Below are 16,889 nucleotides of genomic sequence, written 5' to 3' on the forward strand. Positions count from 1 at the left end.
CGTTAAAAGCTATGGTGGGAATATGACAAACAGGTTGCATTTGTTTTGCTAAGCTATGAAAAACCGATAGTTTATTTCTATATGGGGTATTCATTTTTTAATGTGTCATACAACTGTAAATAAAAGATCTTAGCGTAAAGTAAGGTGTTTAGGCGTGTTATTCGCAAGGACTTAGGGGGGACTATGTCATTTACACAACTAAAGGCTTTTCACTATGTTGCGCTTTCTAACAGTTTTTCACGCGCATCACGTCAAATGGCCATTAGCCAATCAACTTTGTCAACTCATGTGCGCCAATTAGAAACCAAATATGGTCTTAACCTGTTTGAACGTAAAATGAATGGTGTTGTGTTAAGCGCTGTTGGTAAAGATCTTTTTGAAATAACCACCAAGCTATTTGATGCCGAGCAACAGGCGCAGGAATTTTTAAAAGGTGAGCGGCTTGTTTATACTGGACGTATAAGGGTGGCGGCTGATGGTCCAATATTGGTTTTGCCAATTTTAACCCATTTAAAAAACTGTCATTCAAATTTGACTTTTTCACTATCGATTGATAATTCTGTGCATGTTGTTGAGCAACTTATTAATCAACGTGTTGATATTGCTATTAGTGCTTTTTTGTCAAAAAATCAGGAACTTGCAGCCGAACATTTTTTAAGCATGCGCCTTGGCCTTTGTGTTTCTTGTCACCATCCCTTAGCAAAACGAATTTCGGTTTCGATGCAGGAAATCAAAAATCTACCTTTTGTATTGCGTGAGATTGGCTCAAGAACGAGAGAAGTTTTTGAAGCAAATATAAACCACCACGGTCTTTCATTAAAAAATATTGTTGCAACATCATCGCGCGAGGGCGTAGCTGAAGCAGTAGCCTTGGGGGTTGGAGCCAGCATTGTCGGTGATCGGGAATTTGGCAATGATGACCGACTTTGTTTCATTCCAATTAATGACGCAGATATAACTATTGATGAATATATTATCTATTTTAAAGAACATAAAAATTTTTCGCTTATCAAAAAATTTATAGAGACTGCAAAACTCCTCTATCAATAGAATATCTTGTTACTTCATGTAAAATCAATAGGTTCTAACCCTCGCTAAAGCTTGCGACACCATCATGCCCAATTTTGTTTTGACTTATGAGCGCAAACAATACAAATTGCTTTTCTAAAATGAGTTGATTGCTAAGGCTTTTGGGATTTTTATGAAAAGCTGCAAGACTATAGTGAGGGAGAGCCACATTGAAAGCAGGACGCAAAGAACTTCAAGCTTTTTTGAATGATCTTGGCATTCGTGTCAAAACCTATGATCATGAGACGGTTTTTTCTGTTGGCGAGGCGGAACATCTTAAAGAAACCATTAGTGGTGCTCATAGTAAGAATTTGTTTTTAAAAGATAAAAAGAGTAATTATTTTTTGATAACAGTTGAAGACAATGCCATTATCGATCTTAAATCCATTCATCATAAAATTGGTGCATCGGGGCGTGTTTCTTTTGGCTCGCCAGAAAAACTTGATGAATTTTTAGGTCTTTATCCTGGTGCAGTTAGTATTTTTGGCGCTATTAACGACAAAAATCAGCAAGTAAAAATTATTATTGATGAGCCATTATTTAATCAACCATTGATTAATGGTCACCCCATGAGCAATGATGCGACCATGAGCATTGGTAATGATGACCTTGCACGTTTTATCAAAGCAACTGGCCATGAACTACACATTATTAAAGTCAGTGAATAGCTTTATTGAAGCCTTGAAAACTATCTTTGAGAATACGATTTTATAAGAAAAATATTTTGAGTGTCTATCATTGATAGATAAAAGATTAATCGCTTAGAAACAGGAATTGGAAAAAATGAGTACAATCAATGGTCTTGCAAACGGCGCAATAGGTAGCCAACCAAGCCAATGGGTAAGCGATACGACGACTGCAACCTTTCAAAAAGACGTGCTTGAGGTGTCTAAAAAACATGTCGTTCTCGTGGATTTTTGGGCGCCATGGTGCGGGCCATGCAAACAGCTTGGGCCAACACTTGAAAAAGTAGTCAATGAAGCCAAAGGCGCTGTTCGGTTGGTTAAAATGAATATTGATGATCATCCATCAATTGCTGGGCAGCTTGGCATTTCATCTATTCCGGCAGTTGTTGCATTTGTTAATGGGCAGCCAGTTGATGCTTTTATGGGCAATGTACCAGAAAGCGAAGTGCGTGAATTTATCAGCCGTCATTCATTAGCAGATCAAAAGCCAGATATGCAAGAAGCGGTTGAAGCTGCGCAAGAATTGCTTAAAAATGGTGATTTTGTTCAAGCACTTAATATTTTTTCGGCAATTTTACAGCAAGAGCCTGAAAATATTCCTGCAATTGCCGGCCTTGCAACGTGTTTTCTAGAAGCCGGTGAGGTGGAACAAGCCAAGGCTATTCTTGCGACCGCCCCTGAAAATAAAAAAAGTGATGCAGCTTTAAGTGCGGTTTTGGCGCGTATTGCCATTGCAGAGCAAATTAAAACGCTTGGCGACCCAATTGCATTGCAAAAACAAATTGATGAAGATCCCAAAAATTTTTCGGCGCGTTTTGATCTAGCCCTTATTTTTAACGCCCAAGGTGAACACGCAAAAGCTGCTGATATGCTGCTTGACTTAATGCGTGAGGACCGGACATGGGAAGATGAAAAAGCCAAAAAACAATTGCTACAGTTTTTTGAAGTTTGGGGCGCAACTAATCCTGTTACTTTGTCCGCGCGACGCAAATTGTCTTCACTGCTTTTTGCGTAAGATAAGGTAAGTAAAGTTTACAAAGGCCAGTGGATTTTGCTATTTACTGGCCTTTATGCGAAAAAAACTAACATGAAATATAAACATTGGTTAACATCAAACATTGATAGCAACGACGAATTGTCTTACAATTTAATGGATTTCATAGTTTGCCTCACAAGATGATCTGATGCCCGCGTTGTTTCTGGCAACCGATAGCTTGGGGCTAGCTTTAATACCCAATCACAAGCGGTTTGCAATGAAATCTTATGTCCAATAGATACAAATAGAGGCTTAACATCAGTTTGCGTCCTTAAACATGCCCCAATCACCTCGCCATTATCAATTAATGGCGATTGGCATCCACGTATTCTATCTGGAACATCGTAAAGCCCAATAAGATGATTTTTTGCACAACCTATAGTTGGCTTATCAAATAGAATGCCTAAATGACAAGCTAACCCAAATCTTCGTGGATGTGCCAATCCTTGTGAATCGGTGACAATTAAATCAGCTTTTGTTTTTAAATTTTCTAAAGCTTGGCAAATAGATGGCAATTCGCGAAAAGAAAGATAGCCAGGTATATATTGATAGTCGACCTTTGTCTCAATAATGCTTTCCTCTCGTATTTCCAGTGAATTAGCATCAATAGCGACAGCGGCAGCTACAGCTTTTCCGCTTATCTCATCATAAGCAGCATCAACACCAACAACTATTTCAATTGGGTCAAAGCAATCCTTGGTGATGATTTTTTGAGACAAGGATTTTTGGATTTCATCCATAGCTTTTACATCAATATCCCAATCATGATGATGATACTGCTCCATAATTAATCCTTCTAGCCATTTCGCCCACTAAATTAGCAAGGCTGATAAAACATATTTGTTTAAATATTTATACATTTGTGCTTATCGGCACAAATAATATCTACCTCAAATGATGAATTCGACATTTTCCTCCAATATCATTGATAAATTATATTATAAAATAATTTATTAAATAATAATATTAGTAATAAAACTATAATTATATTTATAAATAATCATTTATAATAAGTATAAAATTTAAAATCAAAGTACTTTAATTATTTTATTTATTATTTTTAATTGCATAAAGGCATTTTTTATAGTATTAATTGATGTTGTATTAATGCGATTGTATTTTTTTGACGTAACAAAAAAATATATGGCATCATTTAATGCATAAATGAGCGTAAACATTTTATGTGCTTTTGAATATTTAAGCCATGTTTAGTGGCGTAGCAAAATTATCGCAATAAGGGCGAAAAATTGTATTGCAGTAAAATTATACTGCATAAGATATTCTGTATTCTTAATACAGAAAATTTAACAATCTTAAATAAAAACTTAGGAGTTTTTAATGAAATTCATTATAAAGTACTTGGCTACAGCTAGTATTATTGCTCTATCTATTGTTGTGTCCCACGCAGAAACTGCAACAAATAGTTTTGATGTGCAAATCACTATTAAAGATGGTTGTACAGTACAGTTTCCACAAAATTCAGGCAAAATTGATTTTGGCGAATATGCAGCGATTACAACCACTATTTCAAAATCGCAAGCAGTTGTCGTAAATTGCAAAAATGCAACGACTACCTCAATACCGGCTGGCACCTATTCTTTGGCATTAAATAACGGTACCGGTACAGGTGCAACAACACAAGCGCGTAAATTAACAAGTGGTAATAATACAATTGATTACACAGTTTACCAAGCCAGCAACCTTTCTTCAACTACTTGCGCCGGTACGCTCTGGGGCTCTAGTGATGGACAAATGTTTTCTGGTTCACTCACGTCAACGGCTACTAGCCCAATAACTGGTAATCATACCCATTATTTTACGGTTTGCATCCCTGTTCCGGCCAGCCAGCCTGCTAACGGCGTATATACTGATACATTAACTGCAACTCTTTCTTACTAAGATTAAAATTGTTTCAAAAATTATTCTTGGGGCAGCATAACTGCGCCAAGATTGTACAAAACTTGATAATCATAGGTGTTACATGCGTTTTTGGACGTATTTTTTTGGATTAAGTATCTTATTTTTTTCCCTTACAACAGCGAATTCACAACAATTGAAAGGTGGGGTTACGCTCACCATTATGCCCCTTGCATTAGATATTAAACCGCCGCAAGTTGGTGATAATGTCATCGTTCTTAACGGTAGCGAAATGCCTATTCGCTTACAAGTACGCGTATTTCGTTGGCAGCAGCGAAATGGCAAAGATTATTATGCACCAACCAAGGAAGTTATTGTAAATCCGCCTTTTATTGAAGTGCTACCAAATGGGCGTGCAACAGCCCGGGTAACCCGTATTTCGAAAAAGCCATTAAAGGGTGAAGAAAGTTATCGCGTTTTCGTTGATCAAATACCTATTTCATCTTTGCGCACTGCTAAATCTGGCATTGTGACACCTGGCGTTAACATGGTTTTGCGGCAAATCATTCCTGTTTTTTCCGCCCTGGCGTAGGCCCTGCATCTAATAATCAACAGCAGGAAGATTTAATCTTTACAGCAAAAGCTGCAAGTGGCGGCTTTAATATCACGGTTAGCAATCGTGGTGTAAATCGGATTAGAATTTCCGATGTTAGCCTTGTCGCCAATGGTTCAATAATTGGCAGCAAAGGCAATTTAGCTGGTTACGCTTTACCCGGCTCTGCAATTCAATTTTTTATACCAACACAAGGCGGCGGCATGCCAAATGCTATTCGTTTCATCACAGATCAAGGTGCCATGGAACTCCCATTGTAGATCAATCAAGACCGTTAAATGCGGTGTTGCAATTGGCGCAATCAGGCTTCACAAAGGCATAAAGGATGGCAAACCGACCAAGTCAAAATGGAAAATTCTGTTTTAGTATCCGTCTCTTCGCGCTCATACCACTAGCAGTAGGATTTGTCATTTCTTCGCTATCAAATATTAAAGCTCAAAATGCTTCCGATGATACACAATGGGTTTTGGTTGACGATATTGCGGATTTAAATAATTCTGCGTCAACTGCACCTGTGGCTGATCCTACGCCAGAAGAAGAACCCAACTATCAGGCTACTACTCCCCAAGAAACGATATTTCGTAATTCAGATATTTATGTATATATTTCACTTAATGGCGAAATTCGGCAAGGAATGTTTGCAGTAAGGCAAGGCGATGGTGGCGTATTAATGATGCGCGATAGAGTTTTGCGTAAAATAGGGCTTTTACCGCAACGATTAGCCACTAATAAAGAGGGCTGGGTGACGCTTGATAAGCTTAGAGCGGTTAAATATGATTATAATACTATAACCGAAACCCTTGAATTTGTTACCACTGATAAAAATACACTAGCTCCCTTTGTCGTGAGTCTTGATCCACAAGCAAGCGCGGCAAGAGAGAATGATGAAAATGGAATTAAGCCCCAGTCGGATTTAGCTGCTTTATTTAATTATAGTATTTATGCTGATTCAGGTAATAACAAATTTGACAATCTTTGGAATTTTCAAGGCATTTCAGCAACGGTCGATAGCCGCATTACAGGGAAATTTGGTACATTTTATACATCAGAACTTATTCGTTATTCTTCACAAGGTTTTGATGGTGATAAAACTCAATTTATTCACTTAGATAGTTATTGGACTTTTTCCGATGAAAAACGTATGCTCACTTATCAAATCGGCGATGTGATCACCCGCAGCCTCGCTTGGTCTCGCTCCACCCGTCTTGGTGGCATACAATTAAGGCGAAATTTTTCACTCAGAGATAATCTTGTTACCATGGCGCTGCCAGAACTTACGGGTTCTGCGGCTGTCCCATCTTCAGTCGACCTTTATTTAAATACTGCACAGCGTTCTATCGAAAACGTGCCATCAGGTCCCTTTTCTCTAACTGATATGCCTGTTTTAAGTGGCCCTAATAACGCTCGCCTTGTATTGCGAGATGCATTAGGACGTGAAACCGTGCAAAATCTTTCCTTTTATGCGTCTGCCGATTTACTAGCACGTGGTTTATGGGATTTTTCACTAGAAGCTGGAACACCACGACGTAATTATGGCAGTGAGTCAGCTGACTACACAAAAGATTTCTTTGTTTCGGGCACTTTCCGTTATGGTTTAACCAATCGTTTAACTCTTGAAGGCCACGGTGAAATAGGATCCAGCTTTTATAATGGCGGCATAGGAGCCATCTTTACCATAGCCGATTTTGCACAACTGTCTCTCGCCGGCTCAGCAAGTAACTATCAGAAGGAAATAGGGCAACAGTTAAATGCCAGTGTCCAATTTCAGCGTTGGGGCATTGTGATAACTGGCTTAATCCAGCGCAACTTTGGCGATTTTAATGATATGGCATTGATTGTTGATAGAAAAGCAAATGAACGGTTGTCAGGCAATAGCTTTAATCTAGATAATTTAAACGCTGTCTATAGTTCGCAACGCTTTGGGCAATTGCCAAAAGCAATTAATCAGCTGTCTTGGGGTACTAGTTTGCATTTTGACCCAACAAACATAACCGTCAACTTTACCGAAACCATTTATCATGATCAAAATAGCAACCGGTTCATTAGCCTTTCCGCCAATAGATCCTTTGGCAACAAATTAAACGGCTATGCAGCTGGTTTTAAAAATCTTAATGACGATAAAAAATATAGCTTTTTTGCAGGTCTTTCTTATCGATTTGATAATGGTATTGGCGTTTCAACCGGTGTCAATAATGATTATAATAGTACAAGAATTGATACGCGCATTTATAAAAATCTTGGTAGTAATGTTGGCGACGTCGGTTGGTCGATTAAGGATTCAGAAGGTAAAGGTGCCAACAGAAGGGCGGAAGGACAATATCGCACTAGCATTGCTTTGCTTTCTGCATCAGTTGACCAATATGATGATAAATGGCGTGCAACACTTTCAGCTGATGGCGGCATCGTATTTGCCGACGGGACACTCATTCCAACGCAGCGCGTTAATGATGCATTTGCGGTTATCAATGCAGGCATTAGTGGCGTTGGTGTTATGGTAGACAATCAAAACTCTGGTAAGACTTGGGGCAATGGTCGCTATGTAGCCCATAATCTTAGCTCCTATAATACGACGAGTATCGCCCTCGATATGGAAACCATGCCAGAAGATGCCATTGTTGAGGCAACCGAAATTATGGTGCGGCCTGCGCAAATGACCGGGGTTATTGTCAATTTTGGCGGTAGTGGCAGCAATAAGTATCTTTACGTCTCCTTTAAAGAGACCAATGGAAATTTTGTCGAGGTAGGATCGCTTGCGCAAGTCGTTGGAACCGATATTGCATTTGACATTGGCTATGATGGCTCTGTCATTATTCCCCTCACCAAAGTGAAGCTTCCCGCAACTCTTCATATTATGAAAATTGATGGCAGTATCTGCGAAGCAGTATTGTTGGATAATATTGCAACCGGCATCAATGCTGGTTTGCAAACTATTTCATGCAAGACGATAAGGCCTGCGCAAAATAATCAATAATGTATAGCAAAATATACAAATGCGCTTTCAATAAATAATAGGCAAATTAACACCACACAAGAAAAGATAAAACAATGAATTACAAATATTTTAATCATAAATTTATATTTAATTATTTTTTATCTATGCTTATGCTTATTCCTATTAATAATTTACCATTTATAAATCAATCAGAAGCGTCGATTCTTGGTAATGTTGCAAGCTGTAATTTGGTAGCACCATTGGGTGTCATAAATCTTGGTACTATTAATCCACTTTCAAGCTCTCAACCAATGATCAATTCTCAAAATATGAGTATTCGATGTCAAACTCTAGCATTTTGGGGCCCTATTCTTTTTGGGCCCTATACCTATTATGCCGATATGTGTGTAGGGCTTAAATCTGCTTCCATTAGTCAAACGTCGCGAAAGCTTTATCTGCAGAGAGCTAATGGTACATTGGACCCGACACAATCTATTGATTTATTGGTATATGATCGATCAACTCCAACAAGTCCGACAATATTAGGCACTGGCTTGCTTGGTGGAGGAGATCCGTACCGAACCCGATTAAAAAAAGTGGCGTTACCAGCAATAGTTTGTTGAATCCTATTGATCTTGAGGAAAATTTTAACATTAGCATGCAACTTAGCACGTCCCAGCAAGCTCATCTGCCCGTGGGCACCTATTCAAATACTTTTGTCTTTGTCAGCTGGTCTGGCCCCGCTTCTAGTCTTATTTCTGCGATAGAACCAATCATACCGAGCATCATTAATAGCTGTACTGATTTTCTTGGTAATAATTTTACGGAACAATCTTTTACTGTTACGGCTAAGGTTTTAGCAGGATGTAGCGTATCCGTCACCAATATTAACTTTGGTGACTATGTGGGTATTGTTAGTGATTTAGATAAGGATGGCGCAGTAAATCTTAAGTGCAATGTGAATGCTCCTTATGAAATACAAATTAATGGCGGTAAATCTGGCAATATTAACGCACGAAAAATGTATTTTGTGAGCAAGGATGGTATAGAAGATCGCAATAAAGCAATACCCTATCATATTTACCTGCCCAACACTCAAACTGAGTGGGGAACCACCAAGGGTAGTAACTCTCATCAAGGAACGACAACCTCCAACTCGACAACAGTTAAAGTGAAAGCGGTTATACGTGCCTCTGAAGCAAATAATCCAATATCCGGCACCTACAAGGATAGCCTTGTGGTGACAACAATTTATTAAATGATAATTTAATTCACACAATTATAGGTCTTAATGCCAATAATATTCTTATTCTGTTTTTCCATAATCATTTCTATATAAATTACTATATTTGCGTTTTGATGTTTTTTATCATTCAAAATAAACATGGATAAAAATCTCAGTTTGTTATAGCGTAAACCGCTTTCCAGTTTTATGAAAATGCTTTAGTTAATCGATAAAAGCTTTGTTCAAACAAAAAGCATGTGTATCATAAAGGCCATATGACAAACGATCTGTTTCAACCAACAAAAAATGTATCTGTGCTCATTCCTGTACCGACTGAGCGGCCATATAGCTATGCCGTGCCGGAAGGCATGAATGTTGAGGTTGGCTCTATTGTGCAAGTGCCGCTTGGTCCAAGACAGGTGGCGGGTCTTGTTACCGATGATGCAACCGATAATGTACCGATAAAAAAGTTAAAGGCAATACATCAAGTTTTTGATTGCCCGCCAATAAAAGCCGAGCTTTTACAATTTATCAAATTTGTTGCAAATTATACGCTATCGCCGCCCGGTATGGTGGCACGCATGGCCTTGCGTGTTCCAACCGCTTTTGAGCCAGAGCCGATGATTACAGGTTTTCGCTGGAATGGGAATGAAGTTGAACGGCAAACTCCGGCGCGATTACGCGTGATAGACCATATTCAAGATGGCTTACCTTGGACAAAATCCGGCCTTGCTCATGCTGCGGGTGTTTCCACTAGCGTTATTGACGGGCTTATTGCGCAAGGCCTATTTGATGAAGTAAAGCTGCCACCGCCTGCCGTTGTTGCCGATCCTGATCCTGCTTATTCGCCACCAAAGCTTGAACAAGACCAACAATACGCTGCCGATGCTTTGGAAATTGCGGTTTTTGATAATGCTTTTAGCACCACCTTACTTGATGGTGTCACCGGTTCTGGCAAAACCGAGGTTTATTTTGAGGCGGTTGCGCGTGCGATTGAGCTTGGCCGGCAAGTTTTAATTCTTTTGCCTGAAATTGCCCTTACCCAACAATTTCTTGACCGTTTCCATGCGCGTTTTGGTGCGCCACCTGCTGAATGGCACTCTGATATGTCGCCGCGCCAACGCGAACGGGTTTGGCGGCAAGTGGCAGAAGGCAGAGTTAAGGTGGTTGCCGGCGCGCGTTCTGCTTTATTTTTGCCGTTTAAGCAACTTGGGCTGATTATTGTTGATGAAGAACATGATGCTGCTTTTAAGCAAGAAGATCGCGTTTTTTATAATGCGCGTGATATGGCTGTTGCGCGTGGTGCTATTGCCAAAGTTCCGGTCATCTTATCATCGGCAACACCATCAGTTGAAAGTCAGGTTAATGCGCTGCAAGGGCGTTACAAGCAAATTAAGCTTACCAGTCGCTTTGCTGCTGCTGCAATGCCTGATCTTCATGCAATTGATTTAAGAAAAAACGCACCAGCGAGCGGCCATTTTTTATCGCCGCGCCTGATTGAATCTATTCATAAGACTATTGAAAAGGGTGAGCAAAGCCTATTATTTCTTAATCGGCGTGGCTATGCGCCGCTAACCCTTTGCCGTGTGTGTGGACACCGTTTTTCCTGCCCCAATTGCTCAAGCTGGTTAGTGGAGCACCGCTTTCGTGGTGAATTATTATGCCACCATTGCGGTTATCACGTACCAACGCCGGAAAGCTGTCCCGAATGTGGAACATTTGACCATTTGGTTGCCTGTGGTCCGGGCGTTGAACGGATTGCCGAGGAAACGGAGGCAGAATTTCCCGATGCGCGTATTCTGGTGCTTTCGACCGACCTTATTGGCGGTGTCAAACGTTTGCGCCTAGAACTTGAAGCAGTGACCAAGGGTGAAGTAGATATCGTCATTGGCACACAGCTTGTCGCTAAAGGCCATCACTTCCCCAACATGACCCTTGTTGGCGTGGTCGATGCTGATATTGGTCTTGCGAATGGTGACCCGCGCGCGGCTGAACGCACTTTTCAACTTTTATCGCAGGTAACAGGACGCGCTGGGCGTTCAGGTGCAGCGGCAGAAGGGCTTATTCAGACCTATCAGCCTAGCCATCCGGTGATGCAGGCAATTATATCGGGTAATGCACTAGCCTTTTATGAGCGCGAAATTGCAGCGCGTGAGCGTGATCACTTGCCTCCCTTTGGGCGCTTGGCGGCCATTATTATTTCAGCTGAAAGCCGGCAAGAATCTGGAAATTATGCAAGGCTCTTGCGTCAAGCCGCCCCAAAAACCAATGAAATCAGTGTTCTTGGACCGGCTGAGGCACCGCTTGCGATTATTCGAGGTCGCCACCGCTTTCGCTTACTTATTCATGGCTCAAAACGCGCTGATATTCAAAGCTTTATTAAAGCCATCATTGCAACCGCGCCACCACCACGTGGCTCGGTAAGGATACAAATTGATATTGATCCACAAAGCTTTTTATAAGTATTTTTTGTCATTAAAAATAGCCGACAGTTCGTAAGTCGTTATTTATGATAATTAATGGGTTCTGACATTCATATGATTTATTGATAATTGTTCTATCGGTAGTTGCCCATAGTTTAGATAGCACCAATAGCAAAAAATTGCGTGCTGCGCGTGAATATTAGCGCGGTTACAGGGTCATATAAGACATGAGTTTCACCGCGTCGGCATATTGGGTGCACTTGTAGAGCCGCTTTGAGGCCGATGATTTTTAATTGATTATTAAAAACTCCTTGCGTCATTTTTAAATGCTGTATAATTTTATTTCTTAATTTAAAGGGGAAAGATTATATGCTTCATATTCGCGCCGCCACTGAGGATGATTTGCCAGTTATTACCGATATTTTTAACGAAGCAATTTTAAATAGTGATGCTATTTGGACCGAGCATGTGGTTGATATTGCAAACCGCAAATCATGGTTGCAGGACAGGCAAAAATCAGGGTTTCCGGTACTGGTTGCTGAGGTTGACGGCATAACTTGTGGCTATGCAAGTTATGGTCCATTTCGCCAGTTCCCCGGCTATGTTCATTCAAGTGAATTATCGATTTATATTGATAAGAATGCCCGGGGCAAGGGTATTGGTAAAGCCTTGCTTGGCGCTTTGATTAAGGAAGCGCAAAATAACAATGTCCATGTTTTAATTGCAGGAATTGAAGCTGAAAATAAGGCCTCAATTGCCTTGCATGAAAAATTTGGTTTTAAGGTTACAGGGCATATGCCGCAGGTTGGTATAAAATTTGGCAAATGGCTTGATTTGGTATTGATGCAGTTAATTTTATAACTTACTGATTAGAGCGTTTTCCGAAAAGTGTGAAGCGGTTTTCGGACAAAAAACGCGGTGTAAACAATGTATTAGAGCGCGGATCTGATCCAATCAGATCGAAATGCGCTCTAATAAACGCACTTTGATGGATTAAGGTGCATGATATGGTGAAAAAAGCGCGGGCTATTAAGGGGAGATTTTCTGCTATAGCCCGTTAAAAATACCATTGTTTTTTGACCATAAGATATTGATTGCTTGCAACTTATTATTTTGCAAAAAAATATACATTTACGTAAATATTGCTTGTCATGAAAGAAATAGTTTTATACTTTAGTTTGCTTGTTTAATACTAAAATATAGTTGAAAAATTAAATTATTTATGTTTTTCTGATATTTAGCAAGGTCTGAAAATTAAATTTAAAAAAAAATCCCAAATTTGAAAAATTGTCATTGAAAAGTCATTTTTTTATGACTATATGGCAATTGCCCAAAGTCGCACGAGCCTATGGGTGTCCGCCGGTTCCTCGAATGGTGAGGGTAATCGGTAAGGTACCTGGAACTAACCGCTCCAGTCGCTCTCATTGGCCAACCAAAAGAGCGAGGACATCTCGAAGCAACGACGGTGCGGGCCTTTCTAGTGATACGGCTAAGCCGGAAATACTGTAGAGGCACACCCTCATTGCCTTCATTGCGGAAATGGTTTTCCAATTCCAATAAGAGGCAGACAAAGCTGAACAATGCGGTCGCCGCGCTGTTCCTTCATCGCCTGAATTCTATCCTATTTTTTAAAATGGGAGGATTTCATGCACTTTGTTCTGAAGTTTTACAGCCCCTTGATGACAAAGGGCTGCGATGCTTTACATTTGGAAACCAAAAGTGGAGAGTTCCAATGGCTACACAACGCATTCTTGATTTTCTTAAAACCCGCCGCCCAGAAGGCCCATGCGTTGTCGTGGATCTTGATGTTGTGCGCGAAAACTATCACGGTTTTGAAAAAGCACTTCCGCAATCGCGTATTTTTTACGCTGTAAAGGCTAATCCAGAGCCACAAATTTTGCGCCTTTTGGCTGATTTGGGTTCTAATTTTGATACAGCTTCAGTTGAAGAAATTGAAATGGCTTTGGATGCAGGTGCATCACCAGAGCGAATTTCTTACGGCAACACCATCAAAAAAGAGCGTGATATTGCTCGTGCTTATGCTTTGGGTATTTCGCTCTATGCTGTTGATTGCGTTGAAGAAGTAGAAAAAATTGCCCGTGTTGCGCCCGATGCAAAAGTGTTTTGCCGTGTATTAACCGATGGTGAAGGGGCTGAATGGCCGCTATCACGCAAATTTGGTTGTGTGCCTGCCATGGCAATTGATGTGTTGCGCCGTGCCGATGAGCTTGGTTTATCCGCCTATGGTGTTTCATTCCATGTTGGCTCACAGCAAACCAATCTTGATGCATGGGATAGTGCTTTGGCTGATGCGGCTGGTGTGTTTGAAGCGCTTGCTAAAGAAGGCATTAAATTGCAAATGGTGAATATGGGCGGTGGCTTTCCAACCCGCTATTTGAAAGATGTACCAACTGCGCAAGCCTATGGTAATGCTATTTTTGAAGCTTTAAGCAAGCATTTCGGCAATCGTATTCCAGAAACCATTATTGAGCCAGGCCGTGGCATGGTGGGTAATGCAGGGGTTATCCGCACCGAAGTGGTGTTGATTTCTAAAAAGTCGGCTAATGATGAGCAACGTTGGGTTTATCTTGATGTTGGTAAATTTAACGGTCTTGCTGAAACAATGGATGAAGCTATTCGCTATCCAATTGTAACGCCTCATGATGGTGATGTAACTGCGCCTTGCGTGCTTGCTGGCCCAACCTGTGACTCTGCCGATGTTATGTATGAAAAGACACCTTATCCATTGCCTTTAAGCTTGACCATTGGTGATGAATTGTTGATCTTGGGTACAGGTGCTTATACGACTACTTATGCATCTATTGCATTTAATGGTTTTGAACCTATCCGCTCTTACGTGATTTAGAGATTTTGCTCTTTAAGTGAGCAGTAATTTCTATTGTGATCAACCTTAAACGCCTCACGCAAAAGTGGGGCGTTAAGTTTAATATTTAAAAAAATTATATGCATTTGTCTTGTAAATTACCAATAAGGTGATTTGCGGTTCTTTTGACATGTCATCTTATAGGGCGATCGAACATGTTGGCTCAAAGCTTAAAAAGTATTTCAAATAATGGTGATGCAGCACTTATCAACAACAGTGCAAGTGCAAAGATTATTATTGATGATGAACGCTGTGATGAAGTTTCACAGCGCGAAGCTTTGCTTGATAGTGTGATGGGGGCAAACCGTAAACGCAAATCATCAGAAAAAATTCGTAAAAATCGCTTGCCGGCTGTTGGGTTAAACCTTGTTGCGCGTGATGAAAGCGGTATGCTTATTGGCAGCATTCGCCTTTGGCATATCTGCTTGGCAAATAAAAATGGTGGTTTGATCAATGCGCTTTTATTGGGTCCTCTTGCTATTCGTCAAGATTTTGCAGGGCAGGGCATTGGCGCGCGCTTGATGGTTGAAGCTATTTCACGCGCCAAGCTCTTAGGGCATGGTGCTATTCTTCTTGTTGGTGATGCTGATTATTATCGCCGTTTTGGTTTTTGTGCTAGCAAAGCGGCTCATTTATCTATGCCAGGGCCTTTTGAGCGCCAACGTTTCCAAGCACTTGAATTGGTTACTGGTTGGTTAGATAATGCAACTGGTGTTGTTATGCCATCAGGTGAAAAAATAAAGCGTAGTATAAGCCCCGCAAAAAGCGTAGCTTAAACAAGTTAAACCCATAGGCCTGCGCTATTTTGTTAGCAAGCTCTTCACAGCTTTTATAATATGTTTTATTGCTATTGCTTGAAATGAACAATAAATGGCTGAATTAACTTAAATATGGTTGTTACAAGCAAAAAACAAAGCACACCTATGGAGCTTGCCTTGCAAGAGGCAAAGCTTGCATTTGAACTGGATGAGGTTCCCGTTGGCGCGGTTATTTTTCATCAAGGCAAATTAATAGCCAAAGCCCATAATTTGACCCGCCATGTTTTTGATCCAACGGGACATGCTGAAATCCGTGCAATAAGAATGGCTTGTGAAGCACTGTCAAGTGAACGCTTGCCAGAATGCGATTTATACGTAACGCTTGAGCCTTGTGCTATGTGCGCAGCCGCCATTTCTTTTGCGCGAATTCGCCGGCTTTATTATGGCGCAAGTGATCCAAAGGGCGGCGCTGTCGAATATGGACCGGTTTTTTTTAATCAACCAACCTGTCATCACCGCCCAGATGTCTATTCTGGTCTTTGTGAACAGGAATCATCTGATCTTTTGACGCAATTTTTTAGCAATAAACGCAAAGCTTAGAGTGTAGATCTTGTTTTAATAGCTGAAATATTGTGTAACAGTGGTTGTGTCTTTATAAAATAATTTACAATTTCTTAATCTTACAGTAAATGAAGAAAAACGTTTTCAAAATGACGATATACATAAGGCTTTTGGGTGCTTTTATTATTGCATTGTGTTTAAGTTTTACTGCAATTTCTTGAGCTATAATTAAAGACCTAGTTTGCTTTAATATTTCTACGCTTAACAAAACTATTTCAATATTCTACTGGGGATAAAGATGAATTTAAAAAAATGTGCTGTGTCGGCAATGGTTATTGGTTTTTCGCTTTCAACCTTAGCAGGTTGTGGTGGGCGTGCTGCCAAGGAAATTGCTATTACCAATCCAACCGATAGCATCATGGATTGTGCAGGAATTTCTCGCGAGTTCGAAGCCAATGAGCGTCAGGTGAAAGCAACTTTGCATGAGCGCAATGTAGGGCGCGGCAAAAATGTCGCTCTTGGGGCTGCTAGCATTGTATTTTTCCCAGCATTGTTCTTTATGGATCCAAAATCGCCTGAAGCGGTTGAAATCGCAGCTTTGCGTAACCGCAATGGTGTTTTAACTCAAATGGCAGCTACCAAAAGATGTGCAGCACCGCAATCGCAATTGACGGAAGTTTATAGGGAACTTGATGGCCGTTCATCAAAGAAAAAGCAAGAAGACCGTAATTAAGCTTTTCTGGTTGTTTACAAACAAGGTAAAGGCGCTTACAAAAAGAGTGAAGCGCCTTTAAAAAATAGAGATTTAAAGCATTTGGGGAGACACTTATGGTGCAAATGCTCTCG

The 16,889-nt window shown here is 40.5% G+C and carries 15 protein-coding genes; 14 read left to right on the top strand and 1 reads right to left on the bottom strand.

The features are described from left to right. Nucleotides 1-183 precede the first annotated feature (183 nt). The 3 genes from N6A79_RS02400 (at nt 184) to trxA (ending at nt 2,769) form a co-directional block, all read left to right on the top strand. Nucleotides 184-1,050, top strand: coding sequence for a LysR family transcriptional regulator (locus N6A79_RS02400; RefSeq protein WP_182418737.1), 867 nt, complete (start codon nt 184-186; stop codon nt 1,048-1,050). A 188-nt stretch (nt 1,051-1,238) separates the two neighbouring features. Beyond that, entirely contained in the window at nt 1,239-1,736 is a 498-nt protein-coding gene (locus tag N6A79_RS02405; protein WP_182418738.1) for a prolyl-tRNA synthetase associated domain-containing protein, read from the top strand. Between the two features lie 115 nt (nt 1,737-1,851). Next, complete coding sequence (gene trxA, locus N6A79_RS02410) at nt 1,852-2,769, top strand: thioredoxin (protein ID WP_268546836.1); 918 nt, start codon at nt 1,852-1,854, stop codon at nt 2,767-2,769. Between the two features lie 125 nt (nt 2,770-2,894). Here the strand turns inward: trxA and nfi are convergent, their stop codons facing one another. Continuing rightward, on the bottom strand, nt 2,895-3,575 hold the full coding sequence (gene nfi, locus N6A79_RS02415) for a deoxyribonuclease V (protein ID WP_268546837.1): 681 nt from the start codon (nt 3,573-3,575) through the stop codon (nt 2,895-2,897). Nucleotides 3,576-4,128: 553 nt separating this feature from the next. Between nfi and N6A79_RS02420 the strand changes: the two genes are divergently transcribed. From N6A79_RS02420 to N6A79_RS02470, 11 genes are all read left to right on the top strand, one after another. Beyond that, nucleotides 4,129-4,689, top strand: coding sequence for a spore coat protein U domain-containing protein (locus N6A79_RS02420; RefSeq protein WP_268546838.1), 561 nt, complete (start codon nt 4,129-4,131; stop codon nt 4,687-4,689). A 181-nt stretch (nt 4,690-4,870) separates the two neighbouring features. Next, on the top strand, nt 4,871-5,239 hold the full coding sequence (locus tag N6A79_RS02425) for a fimbrial biogenesis chaperone (RefSeq protein WP_268546839.1): 369 nt from the start codon (nt 4,871-4,873) through the stop codon (nt 5,237-5,239). A 346-nt stretch (nt 5,240-5,585) separates the two neighbouring features. After that, a complete protein-coding gene (locus N6A79_RS02430) occupies nt 5,586-8,231 on the top strand; it encodes a fimbria/pilus outer membrane usher protein (RefSeq protein ID WP_268546840.1) in 2,646 nt (881 codons plus the stop codon). A 74-nt stretch (nt 8,232-8,305) separates the two neighbouring features. Continuing rightward, on the top strand, nt 8,306-8,815 hold the full coding sequence (locus N6A79_RS02435; protein ID WP_268546841.1) for a hypothetical protein: 510 nt from the start codon (nt 8,306-8,308) through the stop codon (nt 8,813-8,815). Next, nucleotides 8,809-9,450 (top strand): Csu type fimbrial protein, encoded by a 642-nt coding sequence (locus tag N6A79_RS02440; RefSeq protein WP_268546842.1) that lies wholly within the window; start codon nt 8,809-8,811, stop codon nt 9,448-9,450. Before N6A79_RS02435 ends, N6A79_RS02440 begins: the two co-directional genes overlap by 7 nt. Nucleotides 9,451-9,692: 242 nt before the next feature. Continuing rightward, the gene (locus tag N6A79_RS02445) at nt 9,693-11,879 is read left to right on the top strand and encodes a primosomal protein N' (RefSeq protein WP_268546843.1); all 2,187 of its coding nucleotides are present in this window, start codon (nt 9,693-9,695) and stop codon (nt 11,877-11,879) included. Nucleotides 11,880-12,209: 330 nt separating this feature from the next. Next, nucleotides 12,210-12,701, top strand: coding sequence for a GNAT family N-acetyltransferase (locus N6A79_RS02450; protein WP_262079760.1), 492 nt, complete (start codon nt 12,210-12,212; stop codon nt 12,699-12,701). Nucleotides 12,702-13,572: 871 nt separating this feature from the next. After that, on the top strand, nt 13,573-14,706 hold the full coding sequence (locus N6A79_RS02455) for a type III PLP-dependent enzyme (protein ID WP_182418743.1): 1,134 nt from the start codon (nt 13,573-13,575) through the stop codon (nt 14,704-14,706). Between the two features lie 173 nt (nt 14,707-14,879). After that, nucleotides 14,880-15,500 carry a GNAT family N-acetyltransferase gene (locus N6A79_RS02460; protein WP_268546844.1) on the top strand — a complete coding sequence of 207 codons (621 nt, stop codon included), beginning with the start codon at nt 14,880-14,882 and terminating at the stop codon, nt 15,498-15,500. A gap of 114 nt (nt 15,501-15,614) precedes the next feature. Beyond that, entirely contained in the window at nt 15,615-16,082 is a 468-nt protein-coding gene (locus N6A79_RS02465; RefSeq protein ID WP_268546845.1) for a nucleoside deaminase, read from the top strand. A gap of 259 nt (nt 16,083-16,341) precedes the next feature. Continuing rightward, complete coding sequence (locus tag N6A79_RS02470; RefSeq protein ID WP_268546846.1) at nt 16,342-16,776, top strand: hypothetical protein; 435 nt, start codon at nt 16,342-16,344, stop codon at nt 16,774-16,776. Nucleotides 16,777-16,889: the final 113 nt, after the last annotated feature.

Origin of the sequence: Bartonella sp. HY761 (assembly GCF_026743145.1) — a bacterium.
GTDB lineage: Bacteria > Pseudomonadota > Alphaproteobacteria > Rhizobiales > Rhizobiaceae > HY038.